The 23944-nt window shown below is 48.0% G+C and carries 24 protein-coding genes and 1 pseudogene; 1 reads left to right on the plus strand and 24 read right to left on the minus strand.

Features of this window, described 5'->3' with window-relative positions; genetic code table 11:
* Positions 1–108: 108 nt before the first annotated feature.
* The 4 genes from NQ489_RS11600 to NQ489_RS11615 form a co-directional block, all read right to left on the minus strand.
* A complete protein-coding gene (locus NQ489_RS11600; protein WP_015555147.1) occupies positions 109–702 on the minus strand; it encodes a VanZ family protein in 594 nt (197 codons plus the stop codon).
* Positions 703–1012: 310 nt separating this feature from the next.
* Complete coding sequence (locus tag NQ489_RS11605) at positions 1013–1309, minus strand: DUF3847 domain-containing protein (protein WP_005335898.1); 297 nt, start codon at positions 1307–1309, stop codon at positions 1013–1015.
* Positions 1302–1643 (minus strand): DeoR family transcriptional regulator, encoded by a 342-nt coding sequence (locus NQ489_RS11610; protein ID WP_005335900.1) that lies wholly within the window; start codon positions 1641–1643, stop codon positions 1302–1304. The genes NQ489_RS11605 and NQ489_RS11610 overlap by 8 nt, the downstream gene beginning before the upstream one ends.
* Positions 1640–1828, minus strand: coding sequence for a hypothetical protein (locus tag NQ489_RS11615; protein ID WP_002304353.1), 189 nt, complete (start codon positions 1826–1828; stop codon positions 1640–1642). Before NQ489_RS11615 ends, NQ489_RS11610 begins: the two co-directional genes overlap by 4 nt.
* A 482-nt stretch (positions 1829–2310) precedes the next feature.
* On the opposite strand from NQ489_RS11615, the gene NQ489_RS11620 reads away from it, so the two are divergent.
* Entirely contained in the window at positions 2311–3117 is an 807-nt protein-coding gene (locus NQ489_RS11620) for a helix-turn-helix domain-containing protein (RefSeq protein WP_008372835.1), read from the plus strand.
* Between the two features lie 61 nt (positions 3118–3178).
* Here the strand turns inward: NQ489_RS11620 and NQ489_RS11625 are convergent, their stop codons facing one another.
* The 20 genes and pseudogenes from NQ489_RS11625 to NQ489_RS11720 all read right to left on the minus strand — a co-directional run bounded on the left by NQ489_RS11625 (position 3179) and on the right by NQ489_RS11720 (position 23935).
* The gene (locus tag NQ489_RS11625; RefSeq protein WP_005335911.1) at positions 3179–4141 is read right to left on the minus strand and encodes a DUF3658 domain-containing protein; all 963 of its coding nucleotides are present in this window, start codon (positions 4139–4141) and stop codon (positions 3179–3181) included.
* 29 nt (positions 4142–4170) lie between these two features.
* Positions 4171–4548, minus strand: coding sequence for a TnpV protein (locus NQ489_RS11630; RefSeq protein ID WP_005335912.1), 378 nt, complete (start codon positions 4546–4548; stop codon positions 4171–4173).
* Positions 4508–4780, minus strand: coding sequence for a helix-turn-helix domain-containing protein (locus NQ489_RS11635; protein WP_002593556.1), 273 nt, complete (start codon positions 4778–4780; stop codon positions 4508–4510). The genes NQ489_RS11630 and NQ489_RS11635 overlap by 41 nt, the downstream gene beginning before the upstream one ends.
* Before the next feature lie 155 nt (positions 4781–4935).
* Positions 4936–5094, minus strand: coding sequence for a Maff2 family mobile element protein (locus tag NQ489_RS11640; RefSeq protein WP_005426591.1), 159 nt, complete (start codon positions 5092–5094; stop codon positions 4936–4938).
* Between the two features lie 241 nt (positions 5095–5335).
* Positions 5336–6874, minus strand: a pseudogene (locus NQ489_RS11645) (VirD4-like conjugal transfer protein, CD1115 family); the annotation flags it as partial.
* Positions 6875–7059: 185 nt separating this feature from the next.
* The gene (locus NQ489_RS11650) at positions 7060–7287 is read right to left on the minus strand and encodes a DUF4314 domain-containing protein (RefSeq protein WP_238135147.1); all 228 of its coding nucleotides are present in this window, start codon (positions 7285–7287) and stop codon (positions 7060–7062) included.
* A 54-nt stretch (positions 7288–7341) separates the two neighbouring features.
* On the minus strand, positions 7342–7656 hold the full coding sequence (locus tag NQ489_RS11655) for a hypothetical protein (protein ID WP_015513376.1): 315 nt from the start codon (positions 7654–7656) through the stop codon (positions 7342–7344).
* A gap of 96 nt (positions 7657–7752) precedes the next feature.
* Positions 7753–8691 (minus strand): ArdC-like ssDNA-binding domain-containing protein, encoded by a 939-nt coding sequence (locus tag NQ489_RS11660; protein ID WP_008400043.1) that lies wholly within the window; start codon positions 8689–8691, stop codon positions 7753–7755.
* Positions 8692–8694: 3 nt separating this feature from the next.
* Complete coding sequence (locus tag NQ489_RS11665; protein WP_021650206.1) at positions 8695–9531, minus strand: PcfB family protein; 837 nt, start codon at positions 9529–9531, stop codon at positions 8695–8697.
* Between the two features lie 5 nt (positions 9532–9536).
* Positions 9537–10826, minus strand: a complete 1290-nt coding sequence (locus NQ489_RS11670) for a relaxase/mobilization nuclease domain-containing protein (RefSeq protein ID WP_021650207.1) — start codon at positions 10824–10826, stop codon at positions 9537–9539.
* Between the two features lie 3 nt (positions 10827–10829).
* Positions 10830–11138 carry a plasmid mobilization protein gene (locus NQ489_RS11675; protein WP_019162193.1) on the minus strand — a complete coding sequence of 103 codons (309 nt, stop codon included), beginning with the start codon at positions 11136–11138 and terminating at the stop codon, positions 10830–10832.
* 126 nt (positions 11139–11264) lie between these two features.
* On the minus strand, positions 11265–11642 hold the full coding sequence (locus NQ489_RS11680; RefSeq protein WP_025577043.1) for a DUF3789 domain-containing protein: 378 nt from the start codon (positions 11640–11642) through the stop codon (positions 11265–11267).
* A gap of 142 nt (positions 11643–11784) precedes the next feature.
* Entirely contained in the window at positions 11785–12108 is a 324-nt protein-coding gene (locus NQ489_RS11685; RefSeq protein ID WP_019162195.1) for a DUF7768 domain-containing protein, read from the minus strand.
* Positions 12109–12256: 148 nt separating this feature from the next.
* Entirely contained in the window at positions 12257–13069 is an 813-nt protein-coding gene (locus tag NQ489_RS11690) for a DNA-methyltransferase (RefSeq protein WP_227945526.1), read from the minus strand.
* Positions 13070–13135: 66 nt separating this feature from the next.
* Positions 13136–13909, minus strand: a complete 774-nt coding sequence (locus NQ489_RS11695) for a hypothetical protein (RefSeq protein ID WP_021651310.1) — start codon at positions 13907–13909, stop codon at positions 13136–13138.
* Between the two features lie 4 nt (positions 13910–13913).
* Positions 13914–14885: a DUF3991 domain-containing protein gene (locus NQ489_RS11700; protein WP_008400051.1), complete on the minus strand. Its 972-nt coding sequence runs from the start codon at positions 14883–14885 to the stop codon at positions 13914–13916.
* Positions 14885–16045, minus strand: coding sequence for a methionine adenosyltransferase (gene metK / locus NQ489_RS11705; protein ID WP_227945527.1), 1161 nt, complete (start codon positions 16043–16045; stop codon positions 14885–14887). The genes NQ489_RS11700 and metK overlap by 1 nt, the downstream gene beginning before the upstream one ends.
* A gap of 234 nt (positions 16046–16279) precedes the next feature.
* A complete protein-coding gene (locus NQ489_RS11710) occupies positions 16280–17095 on the minus strand; it encodes a class B sortase (RefSeq protein ID WP_015533349.1) in 816 nt (271 codons plus the stop codon).
* Complete coding sequence (locus NQ489_RS11715; protein WP_008400055.1) at positions 17092–17556, minus strand: gamma-glutamylcyclotransferase family protein; 465 nt, start codon at positions 17554–17556, stop codon at positions 17092–17094. The genes NQ489_RS11710 and NQ489_RS11715 overlap by 4 nt, the downstream gene beginning before the upstream one ends.
* Positions 17557–17590: 34 nt before the next feature.
* Positions 17591–23935 carry a SpaA isopeptide-forming pilin-related protein gene (locus tag NQ489_RS11720; RefSeq protein WP_227945528.1) on the minus strand — a complete coding sequence of 2115 codons (6345 nt, stop codon included), beginning with the start codon at positions 23933–23935 and terminating at the stop codon, positions 17591–17593.
* Between the last annotated feature and the right edge of the window lie 9 nt (positions 23936–23944).

The following is a 23944-nucleotide window of genomic DNA, read 5'->3' on the forward strand; positions in this document are numbered from 1 at the left end:
GGCAGAAAAAAAGCAGGAGACCTTTTTCAGATTTCCTGCCTGGTGTGCCGCTGGGGGCGGCTGGTATTTAGTTATTAAGAAATTTAGGGAGCATTTCGAACTTGTAAATCACAAAATCAGCTCCCATAGTAAGGATGCAGTGAATGGCTGTAGTAAAAACATTATTAACATTACTGTTCCGCAGATAATATACAAGTCTTTATTTTCTGCATTTAATTCTGGATACTGTGTAAAATTTTTTGTAATCCGCTTAGCAATGAAATAACCACCTAATGTACCTACCATATTTGTAATTATATCGTTAATGTCGGTTGTCCTAAAAGTAAAGATTTGTGAAATCTCTATTGCAATAGTCATGCACATTGCAAATAACATTGTGTTTTTTATTGCCTTGTATTTTTTCCATAACATAGGCAATAAAAAGCCTAATGGCACAAACAAAAGAACATTTAAACAAGCATTTACAAAATCAGAAATCATATCGACTAACGGAATGATATTGATTGTAAAATCTAAATTCAAAGATAACACACTTGGAAAACCAACAAGAGATAAAACTGCCACAAGATAAAACGCAAACACAATATATATAAGCGTTTGCTTCAAGCTGCGAAGAGAAATTTTCCCATATAAAGCCAGTAGTGGAACAATAAAGATAGCAGCCGCTACGATGTCAATAAGTGCACTATATATTCTGTGCATACTTAGCCCTCTTTTCTAAATCATAAATGTTTTATAATCTCATTATACATCAACACCGTATCGAAATATAGCGTGATGTTATTAAGATTGTTTAAACTTGTCGGCTGGGAACAGCTTGCAAGGCAAGGTGTTCCCAGATGGCAAGTCCACAAAAGGGTAGCTGGCGGCAGCCAGCGCAGGGGAAGTGTAGCGTCCCCTGTTTGATTTGGAGCAGACCATGACTGCGGAAAATCACAGCCCTCCGGCGAGGAGCCTTCGGAGAACGCAATGCACCATCCTCCGAGTGGTGTATAATTGCGCCCTTAGTAAACTAAGGGGTTTCCGGCTTCTCCCGTTCCAGCAGTTTTTTCAATATATCTTGCGTGTCCTGCCTGTGAAAAATGAGTTTCAGCAACAGCATGACATCATCGTCCGTCAGGCGTTCCGGCTCTTGCAGAAAACTTTCCAGCATACCGCCACGAGTACAGAGCCGGTGCGTCCGTTCCTTTCGGGTAAGCTGCTTCAACTGGTGCTGCAATGCCTTTTCATCATTGATGGCTTTCCGCAGTTTCTTTTCGCTTTTCTCCAACTCCCGGTTGAGCTTTCCCAGCTTTGAGGTATCAGGCAAGGGTAGCGCCCTCCTTTCCCGGTATCAGCACATAAATCCTGTTCGGTTCTCCCACGCCCTGACGCACCCGCATGATAAGTCCGGCGGTTTCCAGTTCATTCAAAGAACGCTTGACCGTCATGAGGCTGCGGGACAGGACTGCGGCAATGGCTGTGATAGGGAAGCAGACAAAAAGAATCCCGTTCTCGTCCGCCTGCCCTCTGAAAAGCATAGCGTCCAACATCCGGCAGTACATGACCTTTGCGGTGCTGCTGACTGGAAATCCTGTCAACGCTCTGGGAAATGGCATACAGGGCGGCAATGGTGTGTCTATCGTCATAAATTCAAAATTCATTCGGTGTGTTCCTCCTTTTTCTTTGCTCGTTTGGATAAATAACGGGGGCAGTCAATCACAACCGCCCGGAAGCTCTGCTTGCACCCATGCTGGCATTTCCGGCATAATTCGTTGTAAGTGACACGCCCCCGGTCATTGAGGTAAAAGGAAAGCTCATGCTTCCGCTTTTTGCTCATTCTCGGCATGTTACGTTTCCTCCCGTTTTCGTGTATGGTTTCGGGGCGATTTTCGGCAAAATTACAGCCATAGAGCCGCTTAAAATCTCCCGAAGTCTCAGCGATAGGGTAGACTATCTCCCTATCAAATTGTCGTGTTTCGGTATCATTTCGGTGTCAGTTCGCCAGTTCTCCCCGGTGTCGTTCCTCCCCTGAATCTCACAGCGGCGTATCGCTCCCTTTGGTACGCTCGTTTCGGTCAGGGTTCCTCCATATCCCTGCCAAAAGTCATGGCGCTACATCGCCGGGGAAGCATATCCCACACAGGCTGGTCATTCGATTGGAATAATCCATCGATGAACTACCTGTATCATAGAACATTTTTGTGCCCTGTGCCGTATATCCACAAAGTAGGAATCAGGGGGAAAATCAGAAATTTCCACGATTGCGGAAAGTGTGATATAATCCAGTTAAACGGCAGAAATAAAACCACCGGAAAGGAGCGTGCGCCCATGAAAGTTGCAACAAGCATACAGGAACGCCTTTGGGAACTCCGCAAAGACAAAGGCTTAAATCTGGAAGAACTATCAAAGCTGACGGGCATTTCTAAATCAGCCCTTGGCAGTTATGAAAAAGAGGATTATAAGGAAATCAATCATGGCAACCTTATCACGCTGGCAGACTTCTATGGGGTTTCCGTCGATTATCTGCTGTGCCGGACAGAGAACAGGGAGCAGATCAACACGCCACTGACGGAGCTGCATTTGAACGATGAGATGGTGGCACTGCTGAAAAGCGGTCGGATTAACAACCGTCTGCTCTGCGAACTTGCCACCCATAAGGACTTTATCAAGTTTCTTGCGGACATTGAGATTTATGTGGACGGGATTGCCACCATGCAAATCCAAAATCTCAACTCCCTTGTTGATACCGTCCGGCATGAAATTATTGAACGGTATCGCCCCGGCGAAGATGACCCGCATTTGAAGGTGCTGCAAGCCGCACATATCAGTGATGATGAGTATTTCAGTCACATGGTTCTGGATGACCTCAACCTGATTATCCGGGATATTCGGGAATTCCACAAAAAGGACAGCGAGAGTGCGCCCCAAACTACCGTTGCCGATGAACTGAAAGAAAATCTGGAAGCGGTCGAAAATTTCAAGGGCAGTCGAGATGAAAAACTGGTTATCCTTTACTGCAAGCAGCTTGGTATCAACTATAAAAACCTGTCAGAAGAAGAATTTCGCTGGTTCATTCGTATTCTCAAAAAATCAAAGAAAATGGGAACGCCTATCAGCCAGAGGAAAAAACGGTAAAGGAAAACCGCTGTTGCATGGTTTGTTGGATTCCATGTAGCAGCGGTTTGTGCTGTGGTTATTATTTCATTCGTTTTCTTAATATTCGGCGATAATTTGTTTCTCCCTTTGGTGCGTCCTGTATAATTTCCAACACACCATCTTCAAGCATTTTATCAATGCGATTGGAAATCCATACATCACTAATTCCAAGTTGATATTTTCCTAAAACATTACCTATGACAATAGCCATTTTGAATTGCTCTGGCTGTTCCGCAATTTCACGAAGAATGAAACTATCATATATATCTTCTGAAACGCTTTGCAATTTACCATTTAACATTGCACGCAAAGGTGCATTTTCATTTTGAAGTTGATTCCATTTCATAGTACAAGCTGAAAGAAATACAGGATTAGCTTTCTCTTGTAGAGTTATATAGTTTCCCCATTCGCCAGGAGAGACCTCGCCCCATGCTATTTTGGATGTCATAGTATTTTCTTTTCCATATTCCCATGTAGGTAACTTAACCAAATAAATTGTTGTCTGGCAGTTTAATGGTTGAAGTTGTTTCATAAGCCAATACATACCACAAAGCTCATCTGGATTATAGCTATACCAAATGCGAATTTCTTCCCCAGCTACATATCGTTCAATCACTGAGGTCAATGTAGTTTTAATTTTCTGTATTTTTTCTTCAACCTGATAATCTAAATCCTCTACAAAGCAGACAGACAGCATTTTCTTGAAAATATTTTTCCGCTGTTCGCCAATTCCATTATCAGAAATATCTCCCACACTAAGAGCCATATCAAAACAATAAACATCACTGCTCTTGCCTCCCAATGGAATAGCATTCTCCCAAGCAATGCGTTCTTGTTCCTGTGCTTGAAGCTGTGCCTTTTTCATTTCATCTGAAGATGGAACACTCCCGTCTTCGTGCCTCATAAATATTGAAACAGCACTTCCTCTATACTTTCCCTTGCCGTAAGTTTGGGCAATTTTCAAACTTCCACAGGCACTTTCACCAAATACAATTTCAATCATCTTATATACCTCCGATTTAATTGCTCCCGTTATGAATAAATCATCTCATACAAAACAATTTCTTCTGCCCTGTTGTGAATGTTATTGCAACGCTGCACCCATTCCATTTGTCGGGTACACTTCAATTCCTCTGTCACGCCCTCGGTAGCTTTCATCTGCTCCATGATAGTGTCTAACCGTTTTTGTGCCTGTTCATTCAGGTCTGCAAGATATGTCAACAATTCTCCGGTCAGTATCAATGTATTCAATCTGGCTGGGTGGACTTCTCTTAAATATTCCCGGTGCATTCGTCCGTACTTTCCGATAGGGCGGTGTTCCTCCGGCAGTTTCAAGCCTGGAATGTAGTAATCTCCGACAAGGATATAATCAATTCCGTTTTCCGTTATTCTTGGTTTCAATTCGCTCATGTTCCTTACCTCCTGTGGAAGCAGGCTCGTCTGGTACTAACTCAATCACATCAGTAATCTCACAATTCAGAGTTTCACAGATACGGGCTAATGTATCCATGCTGATGTGCTTTCCCTCTTTGCTCATGTTGGCAATCATATTTGTTGTCATACCAGCAGCAAGCCTTAAATCCTCTTTTCTCATATCACGCTCTAACAGTGTGTGCCAGAGTGGTTTATAGCTGATGTGCATATTGTTTTCCTGCCTTTCTATCCATACCACCGGGGCGGTTGCCCCGGCAGGAACTTTTCTCTTATTATAACACCAATCTTGTGAAATCACAATTTATTCTTGTAGCCTGCCGCTGATACCGTCTGGATTGTGCATTCCCTTTCTTTTTGTTCCCTTTAATTAGCCATGAACTGTTTTATTCCTTGTGACTTTGCACCCGGATTGTCCGTTCCATATCCTTCCAGCAGATTGATCACTCCCCAGGCTGCAAGTCCGGCTCCGATCGCACAAACCAATGTTTTTAAGGTCGTAATTGCCGTTGTAAAAAATGCCATAAGTGTACCTTTGGAAAACTTACATTTTCCAGTCCTTTCTTAGATTTTTTCCAGAAAGGGAAGAAAACACTATATAAACCCTGCCTTTTGTGCTACACTAAGCATAGGATTTTCTACTTGGAAAATTCCTCACACGTACAGTCGGTATATTCATTTTCGTCGATGGATACCGACTGTTCCTTTTTTCCAAATTATTCATGATTTCCTCCCATGATCCACTTCCCGACAATTTGTCGAGAAGTTACATCTGATACAGTTCCACTTCATCCTCTGGTTTCAGTATCAGATTAGTATTCAGATATTTTTCAATATCAAAGGTATTCTTTTTGTCATAATCGGACAGATATTTGTAGTTTTTATGTTTGCAAATATCGTATTTATTTGAGAAAAATGGTCTGACACCTCTCACCTGCAGAATACATTTTCCTCCGTCCATAACTGCTATTTCATCCTGGCTCATCAACTCCTTTCCTGTTTTCTGGTAGTTCATTCCATAAGACCGCTGACTGCCTCTCGTATCCGATGTGTTATACAGATCTATGGTTTCTTTTCCCAAAATCTCCGCTATTTCCTTTAATGTCGTTTTTTCCTTTCCCCCCAGGAATAAGGTCGTATCACAGTTCCCTTCGATGGTATCGGCATTATCCTTATAAATTGCCTTAAGCTGAGACTTTGACTGCAAAATAATAGAAGCTGAGATTTCCCGGCTTCTAATCGTAGCAATCAATTTTTCAAATTTAGGAATTTGTCCGATGTTCGCAAACTCGTCCAGGAGACACCTCACATGAATTGGAAGTCTGCCTCCATATACATCATCAGCTCTGTCACAGAGCAGATTAAAAAGCTGTGTGTACATAATAGAAACAATAAAATTAAAGGTATCATCGGTATCTGAAATAATAACAAACAATGCAGTTTTCCTGTCACCAACCAGATCCAATTCCAGCTCGTCATAACTCATAAGCTCCCGCAGTTCCGCAATATCAAAGGGTGCGAGTCTTGCACCACAACTGATTAGAATAGATTTTGCTGTCTTACCTGCCGCCTGCTTGTAGATGTGGTACTGCTTCACGGCAATGCTGTCCGGGTCCCGCATCTCCAGACGATCAAACAAAATGTCCAGAGGGGATTCGTAGTCCTCGTCCTCTTCTTTTACCTGGGCAGAACCTAACATCTCCATGATCATGGCGAAGTTCTGTTCTTCCGGCGGAGCTTCGTGGAGCAGATACAGCATCAGTGCCTGAAGCAGTGCGGTCTCGCTCTTCTCCCAGAACGGATCGGAGGACTGGGAACCTTTGGGTGTGGTGTTTTGTATCAGATTGGAAATAAGACGGAGCACGTCTTTGTCATCGTGGACATACTCGAATGGATTGTAGCAAAAAGATGTGTCGGGATTGATGAGGTCAAAAACACGCACCTCATATCCTTTCTTTTCCAGCAGACCGCCTGTCTTTCGGAGCAGTTCGGCTTTCGGATCGGTGATGACCATCGAACAGCAGCACTGCATGATGTTTGGCAGGGCAAAGCCTCTGGATTTTCCTGCACCGGAGCCTCCCACTACGAGAATGTTGAGACATCTGCGGTGCTTGTGGGTGTCAAGGCTAATGCGGAAGTTCTGTGTCAGCAGGATGTTCTGGGAGTACGGCTTCTTGCTATATTTCTTACAGATCTGCCGGGCATCGCCCCATCTGGCAGAGCCATGTTCTTCCCCTCTGCGGTAGTTCTTCTGACTGGAATAAAAAATGCCGATCCCGGCTGCGTAAAGTAACGTGCAGACCAGCATCGACTTGATGGTGTATTCCGTATAATGAAACTGGAAGGGATGGTTCAGCTTTTCTGTGAGAACCTCCATCAGCTCGAAAAGATTCCTGCCCGGCTGGATGGCATCCGCAAGCAGGATTGCTACCCACCAGATGACAGGCAGTCCGGCAAGCCAAATCACCCAGTCTGACTTCCGGCTGTTTGTTACCGGGATGGTTGCTGTTTGGGCCTCTCTGCTCTTGGCAGGTCCGTAATGTGGAAGCTGTCCACTCCCGGAACGAGGGCAAGGCTGCTTCCATTCTCCCAGTTTACGTGGATCTGCCCTGCATCGTCTACCATATCCACCTTACCTTTTAAGCCGGGTGGCATGTGGCTCTCCCCCTCCATGCTGTTAAGCGTGACCTCGGTTCCCGGCGGATATCTTCTCCGCATGGCTTCTATTCTTTCTTGTGTCATATTTCTGTATATTTGTACCACATCCTTTCTTCATCTTCCCCTTCCACGGTATGGGCGGTATCTGGATTTCATGATCTTTAACAGGACGCTGTCGATCCCATCGGAATAGCGTCCGTTTTTCAGGTATGTGTCCCGGAGCTGGTTTAAGGCTTCCACGGATTTGCTGTGTTCGGCTTCTGTCAGGTAGAGCTTTCCCTCTTCCTGCTCTGCCAGCTTCAGAACCAGATCCCGTGTGGTATCCACCGGAAGCCCCTGTTCTTTTTCCTGCCGGAACACTTCCCGGAGTGCATGGATCAGCATGTGGTTCATGATCCGGTCCATCTTTACATATCGCATTCTTGTCATAGGCGAGCCTCCTTTTTTCCTCTTTTTTCTCAACCACAACATACCACACTTCCTCCCGGAAAGCTACTGCAAAAGAGCCGGAAAAGCCCCTTTTTATCAGCGTTCCGGGGACTTTTTACTCTTGGCAGGTTTCTCCGTTTTTTCCTCCGGGATGGCAAATTCATCGGTCATAAATTCCTGCTCGCTTTTGCCAAGGTTGCGGTCTACCTGCTTGCCAATGGAATAGGCTGCACTCTTTACATCCTGGATAAAGGAGCGGAGTTCTTTCGGATCTTTCTGTCCGAATGCCTGCATCTGGCATACCTTGTCAAAGGAAAAACCGGAGACATCCACGCCGTATTTCTGTGCTGTCACATACGCCGCACAATAGGCCTGTGCCGATACCCCTGCCCGGCTGTAGCTTCCATCGTGATGGTCAAGGGATGCACAGGCCAGCTCCCGGCTGATGGAATGGAACGTTGCATTTTCGCTCATGCCATTTCGGACATAGATCGTCCGCTTGTTCGGGATGTACTGTGCCTGTACCTTATCCGGCAGATTGTCTGCGATCTGAATCCGTACCTCGCTGTCGGTCAGCAGTGCTTCCATCAGCTGGTCCATCGGCTTTGGCTCTGCCTCTTCTGGCTGCTTGGTACGGATCTGGCTGATGTCATAGGCTTTCTGGATGGAGTACCCCTGCTGGATGACACCGTCCTTTTCATATTCCTGTCCGACAATGAAGTTGTATCCCTTGCTTCCGGTCTTGACTACCTTGCCTTCTTCCTTCCATTTTTCAAAGGTCTTGACCTGCCGGATCTCCGGATTCTGTGCATAAAGCAGGAACAGGTTGTCTGTCCTCTGCGGCTTGCACTGTCCCATAAAATCAAGGAATCCTTTTAAGGAGTCCCCATTCTGGAAGACCTCCTGTGCCTTTCCATCGATCATACCCCAGATTTCTTCCCTCTCCTGCTTTTTCTGTGCGGCATATTCTTCTTTCGATAACCGCTGGGCGGACTGCTCCTGCGAGTCCTGCCCTAAAAATTTTGTCAGGTCCATCTCCTACCTCGCTTTCACCTTTCGTTTCTTTCTTGCTTTCTTCTGCGTTTTCCTTGGTCCACGGTTCTTTTCCCGGCTCCGCTTCTGGGATTCCTCTGCTTTCTCCCGTTTGATGTTCTCCAGCTCCCGGCGGACACTGGGACGCTTCTGTTCCCTCTGCCCTGCATCAGTCCCTTTTTCCTGCCCGGTAGAAATATTTCTGCTGTGCAAGGAAGAGCCGGACAGATTCTCTTCCCCCTCTTCCTGCACCGGGATAAAATTTTCCGGTTCGGAAAACTCCTTTTCGGGATGATTCTGGTTCTTTTCCTCTTCAGAAAAGTCCATGTCACCGACCTGGAATGCTTCGTCCAGATCGCTGATTTCAAACTGCACCTCGCCCTCCGGCATCTGCACAGTTTCCTGTACTGCTTCGGTTTCCGGTGCTTCCATTCCGGCGGTTACCTCATGGACAGCTTCCCCGACTTCGCTCCTTACAAAATCAAGGTTCATCTTATCCATGACACGGTTGACTTTGGCTGCATCATCGGCAAAGACCATGACCTCGCTCATCTCCGGGTTCTTTTTATCCCGGATGATCACATAGAGCAGTCCTCGTTTCCTGCCCTCACTGCAGAATTCACGCAGGCGGTCAGATGGCACAGTGAAGAACTTCAATGGCTTGTTCTCCTTTAACATCCGCACCATTCTGGTCTTGCCCCTCGTTTTCTTCTGGTCTTTTAATACGGCGGCAACAAATACCGCCAGATGCTTTGCCAGCGTACCCGAAAGCCTGAGCCCGTGGTCCACGCCGTCCAGGGAATACCGGACGATCTGGTCCGCCGCATCGCCTCCATAATTCATGTTGTTCACCTGCTTTCTGTTCTCGGTTTTCTGTTTTTCTCCGTCTGTTCTTCTTCCTGTCTCTGGATCTGCTCTGCCAGACGCATCTTTTCTTCCATCTCCTGGGACTGCTGTTCGATCCGGATACAAATGCGGATATCCTTTCGAAGCGGCTTCAGTTCTTCGGTGATCTGACCGATCCTGACACTGTCCGGTTCGCTCCGGTAGAGCCGCTTCCGCTCTTTCGTGAGTGCCTGTACCCTCTCTTCCAACGATGTGCGGTAGGCGAGTAGCTCTTCACGGGTAGTAATCTGATGCTTCTGTAGAAATTCCATCTGCTCGATCCTGGCATCCAGTTTTCGGATGTCTGCCCGGAGCACCGGGGAGATCCTTTTCGGCTTCTGCTTTAGGGCACCCATCTGGTACAGATAGGAATAGTACAGGGCCTGTATCCCTTTTAACTTCTTTTTAGGGAATCTGGAATCTCCTTCTTTTCCAGCAGGTATCCTGCTCTTGGGCTGCAAGATCCACTGCCGGATGCTCTCTTCCGAGTAATGCTTCCCAAGGCTCCGCAGACGGATATACCGTTCCATCCCCGGTGCTTTTAATGCAATGTACTTCCGGTTCAGCTTCCACTGGTATCCCCTCTGCTTCATCTGTTCCAGAAACTGTTTCCATGTGAAGCTCTCTGCCACAGCATCCCGGATGTCCAGACGGATCGAGGTTCTCCAGGTCGGCTTTCCGTCCTGTTCTGCCATCCACTGTGCATAGGATTTCCCTTTGCCGTTTTTCGGTTCGATGACAGATAAGCCGTATTTCAGGCATAAGGCATCCGAAGCTTTCCGCACATCCTCATAGTAACTCCTGCTGTTGCTGTGGTACTTTTTCCCATCTTCCATGCTCACGGAATTAAACACGATGTGGTTGTGGTAATGCTCCGTATTCAGATGGGTGGTGATGACTGCTTCGTATTTTCCCTGAAGGAGCCTTTCTGCCATTTCCATGCCGATCTGGTGAGCAAGCTCCGGGGTGACTTCCCCTTTGACAAAGCTCTGCACCAGATGGTACCCCTGTACTCCGTCCATCTTGTGGTATCGTTTCTTCGTAGCTACCATATCTTGATAGGCAGTCTCACAGACGCAGCCGATGGCATCCTCAAAAACGGAACGCTCCGTCTTGTCCCGATTCATGGCGTAATCGATGGCTTCTTCCAGAGAGCCGGCACTCTGCCCTTTCTTGGTGGTCTTATCCTTGTTTCGGATGTACGTGATGGAATTGTCCAGACGGCTGACCGGGATGATACTGGTGTATGCCATCGGCTACCATTCCTCTTTGACCAGCCTCCATGTCTCTTTCGTCATGCGGAGCATTTCCCGGATACTCTCTTCCCCGGCCATCCCACAGCCATTGGCTACATGGGCAAGCTGATTGGCGTTGTTGCACAGACCGGATATTTTCCGCAAAAGCTCCGTATGATGCTCACAGGGTCTTGCCCGGACTTCGCCACCCATGACAATGGAACGGATGTATTCCTCACGGGACAGGCCGCTTTTTTCTACCTGCTCTTCCAGAAAACGCAGCTCTTTTGCATTGAGGCGGACTGGTATCACATGGTTCCTTTTTCTCATCTCTTCACCTGCTTTCCAACGGGTTATTGGTTGCGTCATTACATTTCACGATTTTTCCAGATCAGGAAACCTGCCAGGACGCCGATGGCTACCGCTGCAGCAATGATCTTTTTCTTCATATGGACCTCACCCCCTTTCCGATACCTGGCACAGCTCCATCGGGGCGAACATGATCCCTCTCTTTTCCATCTCTTTTGCGAATTCCAGGAGGTTCCATTTTTTCCCATCAATCATAGCAGAATCGGCATCCAGATAGTGGCAGGTGGATACGTTCCGCTCTCCATTTGGGGCATTCTGCACAAGGCTTTCCCCGTCTGCCAGACGGAACAGTTCCTCTCCCTGGCTGTTTACAAAACAGATGCACACGCCGTGGTCAATGATCTCCTTTGGTTTCATCCGGCACCGCTCCAATGCCTCATCCTCACGTTTTCCAGCTATGAAAAGACACATTGCAAAAACGCCCATTACTCCTCCGGTCATTGTGCCAAGTATAAATCCCAACATTTTTTCGTTCTCCTTTCGTCTGTTTACGGCTCGGTATGGGGGATTGGGGTTCTCCCCAAAGTGCGTTTGGATATCCAAACGCTATGCTTGCAAAACCAGTCGCATCCGGTTTCGTCCCCTCTGAACCAGTCGTTTTTCTGAATCATTCATTTTCCTTGATTTTGCTCAACCCATCCAGTGTGGTACAGATGATATGGAGTCTGTCAGCCATGCTGATCTCCGTGTTCATCGTCCCGGTGGTCTCTTTTCCGCAGACAACCACCATCCTGCACCGCCTTAATATCTGGTGGGACATTCTCCGCATGGCCTGCATATCCTCTGCATCCCCGTCATCAAGGAATGGGGAAAAGCTGTACTGCGGGCAGATCGGCACATATCCCAGTTCGTAGATCTTCCGGCAGTACCGCTGTACTTTGGTCTTTCCTTCTTCTGCAGAACAGCAGACATAAGCAAGTGCCTGTTCCAATACGACCATCTCCTTTCCTGGCCGGACAGGTTTCCTCTGCCCGGCGTTTTTCCAAAAAGAAACACCCACAAAACATTCCGCTCTGTGGATGTCTTGTGGACATCTGGATTCTTTTCTTCTCTTTTTCAGATGTCTGCCAGACATCCGGCTACTGTGGTTCTTTGTTTTCCGCTTCTTCCCCAGCTTCCAGTGCAATGCGGACACGGTCGCTTCCCAGCTTATAATACGCATCGGTCACTTCAATGCCGACTGCCTGAAACCCCGACTCTGTCGCCGCAAGGATGGTAGTACCAGCTCCGGCAAACGGGTCTAAGATCAGGCCGCCCGGCTCACAGATCTGGATGACATCCTTCATCAGCTGGAGCGGCTTTTCTGTCACATGGATGCGGTTCTGGGGATTCCCATAACGGAACACACCCGGAAGGCAGGACACCGGGCGGTTGATCGGCATCGGTCCGTTGCTTCCCCATACAATATATTCTGCCTGCTGGCGGAATCTGCCTTTCTGCGGACGGGAGTTCCCCTTGTCCCAGACGGCAGTCCCTCTCCAGATCCACCCTGCCCACTGGAGGGCATCGGTGATGGACGGGTACTGTCTCCAGTCAATAAAGAGGCAGATCGGAGCCCCTCTCTTGCAGGCTTTCCGCACATCGTACAGCCATTCTGCCATCCAGTGGGTCCAGGAACGCTGGTCTTTATTATCCCCATCAAAATCCGGCAGGGCATTTTCTGCTTTCATGCTGCTGTACTTCTGGTTGGTAGTTCGGTTGCGTTCGTTCTGCTTGGTTCCCCCGGACGCATAGGGCGGATCGGTTATAACTGCATCAAAGATCCCCGGCTGGAATCCTTTGACCAGTTTTAAGGTATCTCCATGCAGGATACGCCAGTTCTCCCCTCCGGCAGACTCATCCGGCACACAGTCCGGTTTTAAAAGATCTTCAAGTTTCAGGGTATTTCCCATAGGCATCATCCTTTCGGTCGCTTATTTTCCAGATTTCTCTGGAAGTGCTTTTCTTTGTGGAACTGCTCATCGGCAGGTATCCTCTTTTTTCAATGTTTCTTTTCTTGGCGTTCTGGGCTGTTCACGGTGGTCCGACAGCTCGGTTTCCACGTATTCGCTGATGATTCCCAGCGCTTCATAGTAATTGCTGCTCTTGTGGACACGATCCGCCATTTCGTTGGCCTGTTCGGACATCCCGGCACGTCTAAGCAGTCTTGCGGCATCCCCAAGGATTGAGAAAATATTTCCGTCATGCCCTAAGAGCTTAAGTTCTAGACGGGACGGCTTTTGTTCCGGCTGCTTTTCCTGCACACCGTTTTCCGGTGCTTTCACCTGTATCTGGAAATCCGAGCCGGCACCAACATAGAAATGTAAGTATAATTCACCACCGTCTACCTTGATCTCCCGCTGTTCCAGACTTTCTCCCCAGCCATCGCTGTACTGCCCTCTCAGATACTGCCCCACCACACGGTATTCCTCTGGTGTCAGATTCTCCCGGAGTGTCAGGTTTGCACAGCCATATAAAACGCCCTCCTGTTCCTTTACCGCCATTGTAATGCGTTCCACTTTTTCCTTAATGTCCTTGTTTTGGTCAAAATAATCGATCAGGTTGCATGGCTGGTTGTCAGGCATACCGAGCCGATTGATTTCGTCAACCTTTTCTGCGATGGATGTCTGATACTGCACCAGGTCAGGTCCTCCCAATGGCTCCGCATCATCCAGATTCACAATATCTGAATAGTCCGGAATAAACTCTGCCATCAGAGGTGACAGCATTTCCACTTCTATTTTATCTTTCAAAGCATCACCTCGCTTCCCTATTCTGCCGTTTCTCCGGTGTACGGGCAGCCATTTTTGCCATGTCTGCCCAGTCTGCCCCTTCGATTTCCGGCAGGTTCTCGATGATCCGATAGCTTCCCTCGTAGGCTTTTCGGATATGTTCACACGCCCACCGTCCGGCAAAGTCATTGTCGGTACACACTTCGATCTCGGTGATCTCCGGGTGCTGGGACAGAAAATGTTCCAATGCCTGCGGCTTTTTCATGCTCCGCTGGCTCTGCCCTTCTTTTGGTGCGCTGATCCCGCCAAGCTCCAGACGGTACTTATCCCGGCTTCCCTGTCTCTGTTCCAATGTCATGTGGGCAAGCACATCCACACAGGCTTCATAAACAGCAACCCGTCTGCATCCCGATTTCGCCGGAACACAAAAAGCGTATGCCTTTTCACTTCCGGCCTGTTCCATCTTAAAAGACTTTCCGCTGGCATCGTAAATCCCACGCAGGAAAGCATATCTTGCCACCTGGTTTTCATCCCGTCCTATGAACACGGCATTGTGGTAGGGCAGACTCTCATATAAGATTCCCAAATGAACACACCGCTGTAAGACCTCGCCACTGATGCCCCGCTCTTTCAGATAGCGGAACACCCTGCGGCAGTCTGGGCTGGCCGTAGGCAGGACAAATGGCTTCTTTGGCTTTGCTTCCACTGGAGGAGGGATATAGGTGGGATACTCATCTTTCAGCATTTGCACTGCCTCCAGAAAAGAACACCCGTCTACATGAATCAGGAAATTTAAAGCACTGGTGCCCCCGATATCTCTGGATTTCCAGTGCCACTGGCTGGTCTGCTCGTTAATCTTAAAGCTGTCGTGGTCTGTCAGCTCCCATTCATTTCTGGCTGAAGATTTTTTCAGACGGTTTGGCTGATATTTCTTCAGGTATTCAATGGCGGTGATCTCCCTTGCACGTTTGATTTCTTCTTCCGGAATCCACGGCATTACATCACGGTATCCCGGAGCTGCTCTGCCTTATCCGTTTTCTCCCACGGGAATTCCTTTCTTCCAAAATGCCCGAACACCGCACTCTGTCGGTAGATTGGCCGCTTCAGGTGCAGGGTGTCACAGATCTGGCTTGGGGTAAGCCCGAACACCAGAGGGATCGCTGCGGCGAGGCAGTCATCCGCACAGATCTTTCCCGTTCCAAAGGTATCCACCTGCACCATGACTGGCTGGGCAACCCCAATGGCATAGGCAAGGGACACCTGGCATCGGCTGGCAAGTCCGGCAGCTACCATGTTTTTGGCGATGTAACGGGCCATGTATGCCCCGGAACGGTCAACTTTGGAACAATCCTTCCCGGAGAATGCACCGCCGCCATGCGGTACCAGGCTGCCGTAGGTATCCACCATTAGTTTCCTTCCGGTCAGTCCGGTGTCTGCATCCAGACCTCCGCACACAAATCTGCCCGATGGGTTAATCAGGATCTTGGTATCCTCATCCGGTGGCAGCATACGGAGTGCCGGGCGTAACACTTTCTCCCGGATCTCATGCTCCAGCTTCCGAAGGGATTTTTCCTTTTCATGCTGGCAGGACACAATGACGGTATCCAGCCGGGCAGGTCTGTCATCTTCATACTCCACGGTCACCTGCGCCTTTCCATCTGGCAAGATTCCCGTGATATATCCGCTTCTACGGCTTGCAGACAGTTCCCTTACAATGCGGTTCGCCAGAACCACTGGCATCGGCATAAGCTGCGGTGTCTCATCGCAGGCGTAACCAATCATGATGCCCTGATCCCCGGCACCGCTGGCAAGTCCGCTCTGAACAGAAACAGTCCCTGCCCTTCGTTCTCTGGATCTCTCCACTGCCTCGGCGATATCCGGACTCTGTTTGTGGATGAGGGCATCCATGTGGATTTCCTCTGCTTCATAGCCTGCACTCTCCAGCACCTTTTTGATGATTTCAAACACCTGTGGCTCAAATCGGCTGGTGATCTCTCCTGCCACAATGATGTTCCTTTTGGTCGCCAGCACCTCGCAGGCCACTCTGGAATTTTCGTCCTCTTTCAGACACGCGTCCAGAATGCTGTCTGCGATCAGGTCGCAGAGCTTATCCGGATGTCCTTCTGTTACGGATTCTGCTGTATAAAATCGTTTCATAATCGTTACCATCCTTTCCAAGTAAATAATAACGGCAGGAAACGCTCCTTTCTGGAACACTTTCTGCCGGATCTGGGTTATAAGTTGTCTCACATTCTGCACTTTTCTGGTACTTTCAGACACTTTTTTCAACCTAAATACTACCAATGCACACCCTTACATAATCCCCCTGTTTTGAACACATCCCTGCCCGTGCGGTCATTATTTGTCTCATTTTCTGCACTTTTCTGGTACTTACGAACACTTCTGACTCCACACTGCCCCGGAAACCGGCACCGCCAGGACGATGTTCCTGGCACCGCTCCATTCATATGAACACGTGACGAGCGTCAAAACCTTATCGTATATACACTTCAGGTAATCATCCCCGGTTTCGAACACTTCCCTCTGCTTAGCTGCTTTTAAATATTCCTGCACTGCCTCCGCATCTGCGAGTTTCTGCTGGAATGGGAACAAATTCCTGTCTGCTTTCAGCACCGTGACAATTCGGTATTCCTGAATGCTATCCTCTGTCTGAAGATAAGCAAAGGGATGCTCCTGATAGTACGTTTCATCTGCATATAAGTCCAGATTTCCGAACATTGCCCCACTGTTCATGTTGTGACCGTAAATGATAAGGTTCCGACTTTCAGACACTTTACAGTCTGCCTGTAAAAACAGGCTTCCGTTGATGTCATATTCCTTTTTGTAATTCCGTTTCAGGTAAAACTCCCCATTCTCCTGTTCGGACTGAAGCACCGGGTAATCAATCCCGGTATCCGGTATTGTCAGCCATCCCTGCACATCCGGGTATTGTTCCCGAAGAGAAACAAGGTCTACCGCAGCCACCGGGCATTTTCTTCCAGCTGGTTGGTCTTTCTTTTCAGAGCCTGAGGCTCCCGGAGCTTCCGGCTCCGGGAAATTCCCTTTCAGCTCTGCCACCAGCTTTTTGTTCTCCATTGGAAGATATACCATGTGGTAAATCAGAAACCCGGCACTTGTCAGCGTCACTGCAAGGCAGATGATCTTGAAAAACCTCTGTAAGATTCCTGTCTTTGGTTTTTTCTTCATCGTTCCTGTCCGGCTTTTCTCTGCTTCTTTGGCTGACTCTTCTGCGTCTTTCCCGGCACAGGCGGTTTCCTTGCTGCTTTCAGGATCGGCTCTGTCGGGATTTGGTTCTGTCTGCAGCCCTTTAAGATCCCAGTCAGGTACGACCGTCCGGGCGGATTAAAGTTCTGCATGTAATCTTTTGTCATGATATAGACAATGGCTTTGATCTCTCTTCCATCTTTGTTCTTGACAGTGATCTCCTGCTTGTCGTAAAAATCAGGATAGCCTTCATAAAGATCCAGGCTCTTTTCACAGTCCCCGGTCAGTGACCAGAGGACGCCGTCCACATGGCTTCCCTCTTCCGGGAAGATGGTGGCAAGGCCGCTTCCTGCGGCTGCAAAGGTCAGCCGATACCCCTCCAGGCGGACGATTTCTACCACCTCCGCCTTTGGGCACCGATATGCCATCTGGTCCAGATCCATGTTGCTTCCATACGCAAAATATAATTGTTTCAGCCTATCTGCCCCCTTTTTTCTTCTTTCTTCTGGATGCCACACCCATGCCGATCAGACCGCCTGCGGAAAGAATCAGGCACAGGGCCGGAATCCAGAGGTTGGTGTCATCGCCTGTTTTCGGGTTGCTTACAAACGGGGTATCCTCCGGCAGCTTCTCGTTCGTCACTTTCTGGATGACTTCGATCACTGGAGTTTTGTCATCTACATAGGTAAATGTCACCTCATGTTTGGTCTCATCCAGCTGATAGCCCTCCGGTGCTTTGGTCTCAACCAGATAATAGGTGGCTGCCTTATCAAATTTGCCGTCCTTATAAGTTCCGATTGCAAGCAGTCCGCTGGTTGCATGGCCGTTTTCATCAGTGGTCAGGGTTTCTACCACTTTGCCATCCGCATCCCTCAGTTCAAATTCTGCATCTTTCAGTGCTGCTCCGGTATCCTTATCTGTTTTCTCAATGATCAGGCGTCCCTTTGCGGTGTCATCTTTCATGGCTACCTTCTGGATCTCTGCGGTATCTGCCACCTCGAAGGTGATCTCCTCTGCAACGACATAACCGTTTGGAGCCTGCTCTTCTTTCAGGGTGTATTTACCAATCGGAAGTTTTTCGATATAATGCGGCTCTTTACCGGAAGTCCAGGTTTCTACGATGTTGCCATTTTCATCTGTGATGGTCAGTTTGGCTCCTTCGATCTCATTATCTCCGGTAATATCCGTTTTGCTGATCTCCACTTTGGTCACATCATCTTCCATTACCTGTTTCTGGATCTCTACAGTATTCTCCACGGTGAATGTGATGCTTTCCGCAGTGGCATATCCATCGGCCGGCTTGGTTTCTGTCAGGGTGTACGATTTTCCTACAACCAGTTCTTTGATGATGTGCGGCTCCTTGGTGGATGTCCATTCCTCAACAACAGCCCCGTTTTCATCCGTCAGCTGTAATCTGGCTCCCGGCAGTTCCTCGCCTGTGGTCAGATCGGTTTTGGAAAGTTCCACGGTTGTCGGCTCATCTTCAAATACGAACTCATAGGACACTTCTGCTTCTTTGTCTCCCTGGTACTCAAAAACAAATTCCTGTTCTTCTCCGGTGGTGACAAATCCATCCGGTGCATACAGCTCCTTCACATAATAGGTTCCGTCAATCGGCAGGTCTGCAATAAAGGAAATCTTTCCATCTACATCTGTTGTTTTTAACTCGATCAGGGTATCTGCTTCCATCAGCACCTTTCCAGATGCGGACAGGATGTCGTTCCTAGTGTACAATCCAAAGATGCCGCCTTTTAATACACGGTCGGTATCCTTTTCTTTCTTCAGGACGTTCACTTTCACCTTCTGGCGGTTGTTCTGCCAGTCCTCATCGTATACGACAACCGGGGTATCCTGATCGCGGTAGGAAAGATCTACATATCGTGGTTCTTCATCCAGGATATAACCATATGCTGTGCCTACCTCTTTGACATAATATTTTCCAACCGGAAGGTCAGATACTTCTGCAACACCGTTTGCATCGGTAGTTACAGTTGCTACCAGTTCGTCCTTGGAATAATAGTCCGGGCTTACGCCATCAGCTGCTTTGATATCTTCGGCAGCACGGATTTCGAAGGTAACGTCTGTCAGGCTTCCTGTAATGTACTCAAAGAAATGTTCCACAACACCTTTGACGTTATCCAGCAGGGTGATCTTATCGAGGAATTCGCCCTTCTTGTTTACGATCAGCAGTGCTTTCGGTACATGGTCCTGCATTTCCACTTTCTGTATTTCTGCGGTATCCTCGATGGTGAATTTCACATCCGTAGTCTTTAAATAACCATGCGGTGCAAGGGATTCACGGAGGATATAGGTTTTTCCAACAGTCAGATATTTGATCACATGAGGCTCATCCTTTACGGAAGTCCAGCTGTCGATCACGTTTCCATCCTCATCCAGAACAGAAAGGGATGCTCCGTTCAACTCCACGCCTGTGGTCAGATCGGATTTTGTCACCTCGATGGTCGTCGGCTGGTTCTTCTTAATCGATTTCAGTTTAATGGTCTGGATGTCTTGTCCCTGATAGGTGGCATCAAATTCCAGTACCTCATCAGAGGATACAAAACCGTCCGGTGCAGAAATTTCTTTTACATAATAAGTTCCAAGCGGCAGGTCCAGGGTGAAGTGTGCCTGTCCCTTTTCATCGCTTGTAATCTCCTGTAATAAGGTGTCCGCTTTCACGATTACATTGTCACCGGATTTGATCTCATTCTTATTATAAAGACCAAAGACGGCTCCAGCTACCACGCTTCCGGTTTCTGCATCCTGTTTTTCCACGGTGATGCTTACCTTCTGGCGTTCATTGGTAAATGTCACTTCTTCGTCTACAACCGGGGTATCCTGTCCGGCATAGGTAAAGGTTACCTCTTCTCCTTTGGCATTCCAGGTGTATCCTTCCGGTGCTTTTTTCTCTTCTACACGGTATTTTCCGAGCGGAAGATTCTCGATTACGGCACTTCCGGTTTCATCGGTCGTTACCGTTGCCACCAGTGTGTCCTTGGCATATTCCAGATAACGGTTGCCGTTCTCATCTGTCTGATGGTCTGCGGTATAGATATCCTCGGAGGCGTAAACTTCAAACACGGCTCCTGCAAGGCTGGCTTCCTCATAAGTAAAATCTTTATCAAAACCTTTGACTACTTCGCCTTCTTTGCGGATGGTCAGTCTGCCCTTAGCTGGGTGGTTCTCAAAATCCACCTCGATGATCAGGTCACCGCTGACCGGATCTTCCTGGTATGCGGTATCACTGTCTACCTTGATTTCCACGGTATTGGTGCTGTGGGTATATCCATCTGGTGCAGTCACTTCTTCGATGCGGTAATTTCCACAAGCAAGATTCTGCGGCAGGATCAGGTATCCATTTTCATCGGTAAAATAAGATTTATGTACCGTAGTGGATGGGTAAGTGGTTACCTGTTCCACATACTTTTTGTTGTCCAAATCGTATACCTTGAACTCGGTATTCGGAACCAGGACAGATTTCTTTGTCTCATCGTCTTTTTTGATGATCTTTAATTTTGCTTCAAACTCTTTATCCAGAAGCACACGCCATACCTGCGGCTGATCCGGATAGTTCTCTGAGATCACAACCTTAAAATCATCGACTGGCGTGAAGTTGTGCGGTGTGGTGGTCTCCCTTACAATGTAGGTTCCGTATGCAAGCGGAATGGAGCATGCATATCCACGCTCATCCGTGAACATTTCTGTCTGTCCGTCTGCGGTCAGTACAACCGGAGTTGCAGATGCAAAGTCATAGGAACCGTCCTTATTTTTCTTCAGGCTGCTCTCCAGATATGCACTGAATCCCACACCTTTTAACAGATCGGCATCGGTCTTACCATTGTTGGCTGCTTTAATGACCTGGAACGGCTGTTTGATCACATCTTCCAGAGAAGTTGCGGTACGTTCTACCGTCTGAACCAGATCTCCCTCGTCATTACACTCCAGATCATGTTCTTCCGGGTCTGCCAGATATCCAACAGGCGGCGTCAATTCTTTCACGTAATACTTTCCGAGATAGAGGTCTGCGACTTCTGCATTTCCATCTGCATCCGTAGTCAGGGTTGCAATCTGCGTTCCTGCCGGGTAAAGGACACCTGTCTGTCCATCCGGATGAACGATATCCTCACGGGCATACAGTCCGTAAACCGCACCCTCAAGGGTTGCATCTCCCTGTGCAGTCTTTCCGGTTTCGGAATCCTCTTTTACCAGTTTGATCTTCGCATTGACACGCTCGTTCTGGAACGTGTGGCTGAAAGAAACGGTTGCCTCTTTGTCTGTGGTGTACTGGAACGTAAAAGAGTACACATCCTCACTGTTTCTGGTATATCCGGCCGGTGCAGCCACCTCTTTCATGTAGTAGCTGTTGGCGATCGGCAGGTCTGCCTGATATACGGCTTTTCCGTCTGTTCCGGTCACTGTCTTCTCAATGAGGGTATCTTTCTTGACCACAACGGTTCCGTCCGCTGCTTTGATGTCATTTCCGGCATACAGACCATAGGTACCTCCCGGAAGATATTTCTTAGTTTCTTTATCCTGTTTATATACACTCACGCTTGCTTTCTGGCGGGCATTTTTGAATGTTACGCTTCCCATGACTTTCTCTACATTGCTTCCGGCATAGGAAAGTGTGATCTCCTGGCTTTCTCCTGTGCATACCAGATTTTGTGGTGCCTGCATTTCTTTTACCACATATTTTCCCAGATATAGATTATCCAGTGTGGCACTTCCGTCATCCCCAGTAGTAAGTCCGGCTTTGACCAGTGCGTCTTTTTTATAAATGACAGTTCCATCTGCGGATACAATGTCCGCTGCGGCATAAACGTTATAAACCGCACCTTTCTGTCTCTGCTCTGTATAAACAAAGGAAACATCATCATCAGTTACCTTTGCTCCGGTCAGGACTTCTCCTAATTTATAAACAGTCAGGCTTGCCATCTGCTCTGCATCGGTAACGGTTTGTTTTACAGTATCCCCGATGACCAGTTTCACATCGTAGGCTTTGATATCCAGCAGATATCCGTTTGGTACGGAGATCTCTTTCAGGTATACGGTATCCTGTGTTTTGGTGATCGTAACGCTGGAAGCTCCGTTGGCATCTGTGGCCGGCATCTTTGTGATCAAGTTCTTTCCATCCTTGTCACTGTAAACGCCATAAACTGCACCTGCGATGGCTTTGTTGCTCTTGCGGTCCTTCTTTACGATCTCCAGAGTTGCCTGTTTTACCCATGACACTTTAAAATCTACATACTTCTCATCGGTCACGCCCTCGCCAAATACCAGGGCAAGGTCCTGTGTCTCGCTTCCGGTTGTGATCTTGTAAGCGGAATAGTCTTTGATGATGCTTCCCTTCATGGTAACAGACCATTCCCCTTTGACATCCACAGCCTGTGTCAGCGGTGCCGATAAATAGAATTTGGTACCGCCGCAGATCTCCACGGATGCACCTGCACTGCTTGTTTTTCCCGTTGTCACGTTATGCAGTTTGACACCGGACGGCAGTTTCATGGTGATGGTCTGCAGTTCAGATGCCTTAAAGGTGATCTCTTCGGTTCTCTGGCTGTTGCCGCTGATATATGCGGTAACATCTGCATTGGAGAAACTCATGTCCACTTCCGGGATCTCCGGCTGGCTCATACAGTAATCATATAGTTCTTTTGCAAGAGCCTGTCCGGTTGCATTCGTACCGGAAAAAGCGTCACCGCTGTTATTGGCATAAGACGCTGCCAGATGGACAATGATAAATTGTTTTCCAGCGGAAAAATCAGGATGTTTCTCTGAGAAAAATCCATTTTCGCCGGATGCTTTTGTGCCGTAGTAGCATACTTTTGCCAGTGCTTTGCTGTCACCCAGTTTGGTAATCTTATAGACACCATCCCCTGGTCCTGCCTTGGACGGCTGCACACAGTAGGCAGTTGCAGACACGTTTCCAAATTTTACAGTATATTTATAAGTTACGTAGGAACCCAGACCGTAGTCTGCATAATAGTATGCAGTCCCTCTTGTCACATTTACGTCCTGTGTTGCCCTTGTACTGGTATTGACTGCGGTGAATGAAACGGTTTCCCCATCTTCCATTGCCATCAGGTCAATATCCTGTTCCCCTGCCTGCTCCAGGACATCGCTGAGTGTCAGCCCGGATTCTTCATCGGCTGTATTTTCTGTTTCGGATTCCTCTAATGCAGCATCAAACTCGGATTCGGAAAGTCCGTCCTGAAATTCGGGTTCTGTTTCTTCCGGTTCTTCTGTCTCCGCTTCCTCTGTTTCAAATTCAGCTGTCTCCGGCTCAACAATTTCTGTCTCTACAGGCTCTGTCTCAGTTTCTTCCTGCGAGGCAGCTTCCTCATCATCAGAACCTGTATCCTCTTCTGTAACTGCCTGTTCTGTCTGTGGTTCACTCTGAGACGCTGCCACAGGCTCTTTTACGATCAGGTTTCTCCCAATCTGATAAACCGGATGGTTCTGGTTGACTGGCTCCACATAATAAACGGCATGGTAAGTGTCTGCATGGCTGGTGCTGAAGTTCTCCCCGGCGTCATTCTCTGCTTTCTGGAATGTCACTTTGACTTTGCTTTCGTCCTTGATTTCCAAATTTGTAAAATCCGTGGAAACATCAAAGTCCTGTCCGACTTCCAGCTCCAGATCGGTGGCTTTTACCACTTCATTTTCATCCAGCTGATCCTTTACGGATTCATACGCTGGCGGTTCCGCCGCTTTCGGCTCTTCCGAAGCATACACCGTCAGCGGTGAAATGACCGTGGATAAGATGGTGACTGCCGCCATCACCCCTGAAAGGATTCGCCTGAATCGATATTTACTCTTCATGTTTTCTAC

It is taken from the genome of Blautia sp. KLE_1732_HM_1032 (genome assembly GCF_025147905.1).
Lineage (GTDB): Bacteria > Bacillota > Clostridia > Lachnospirales > Lachnospiraceae > Blautia_A > Blautia_A fusiformis.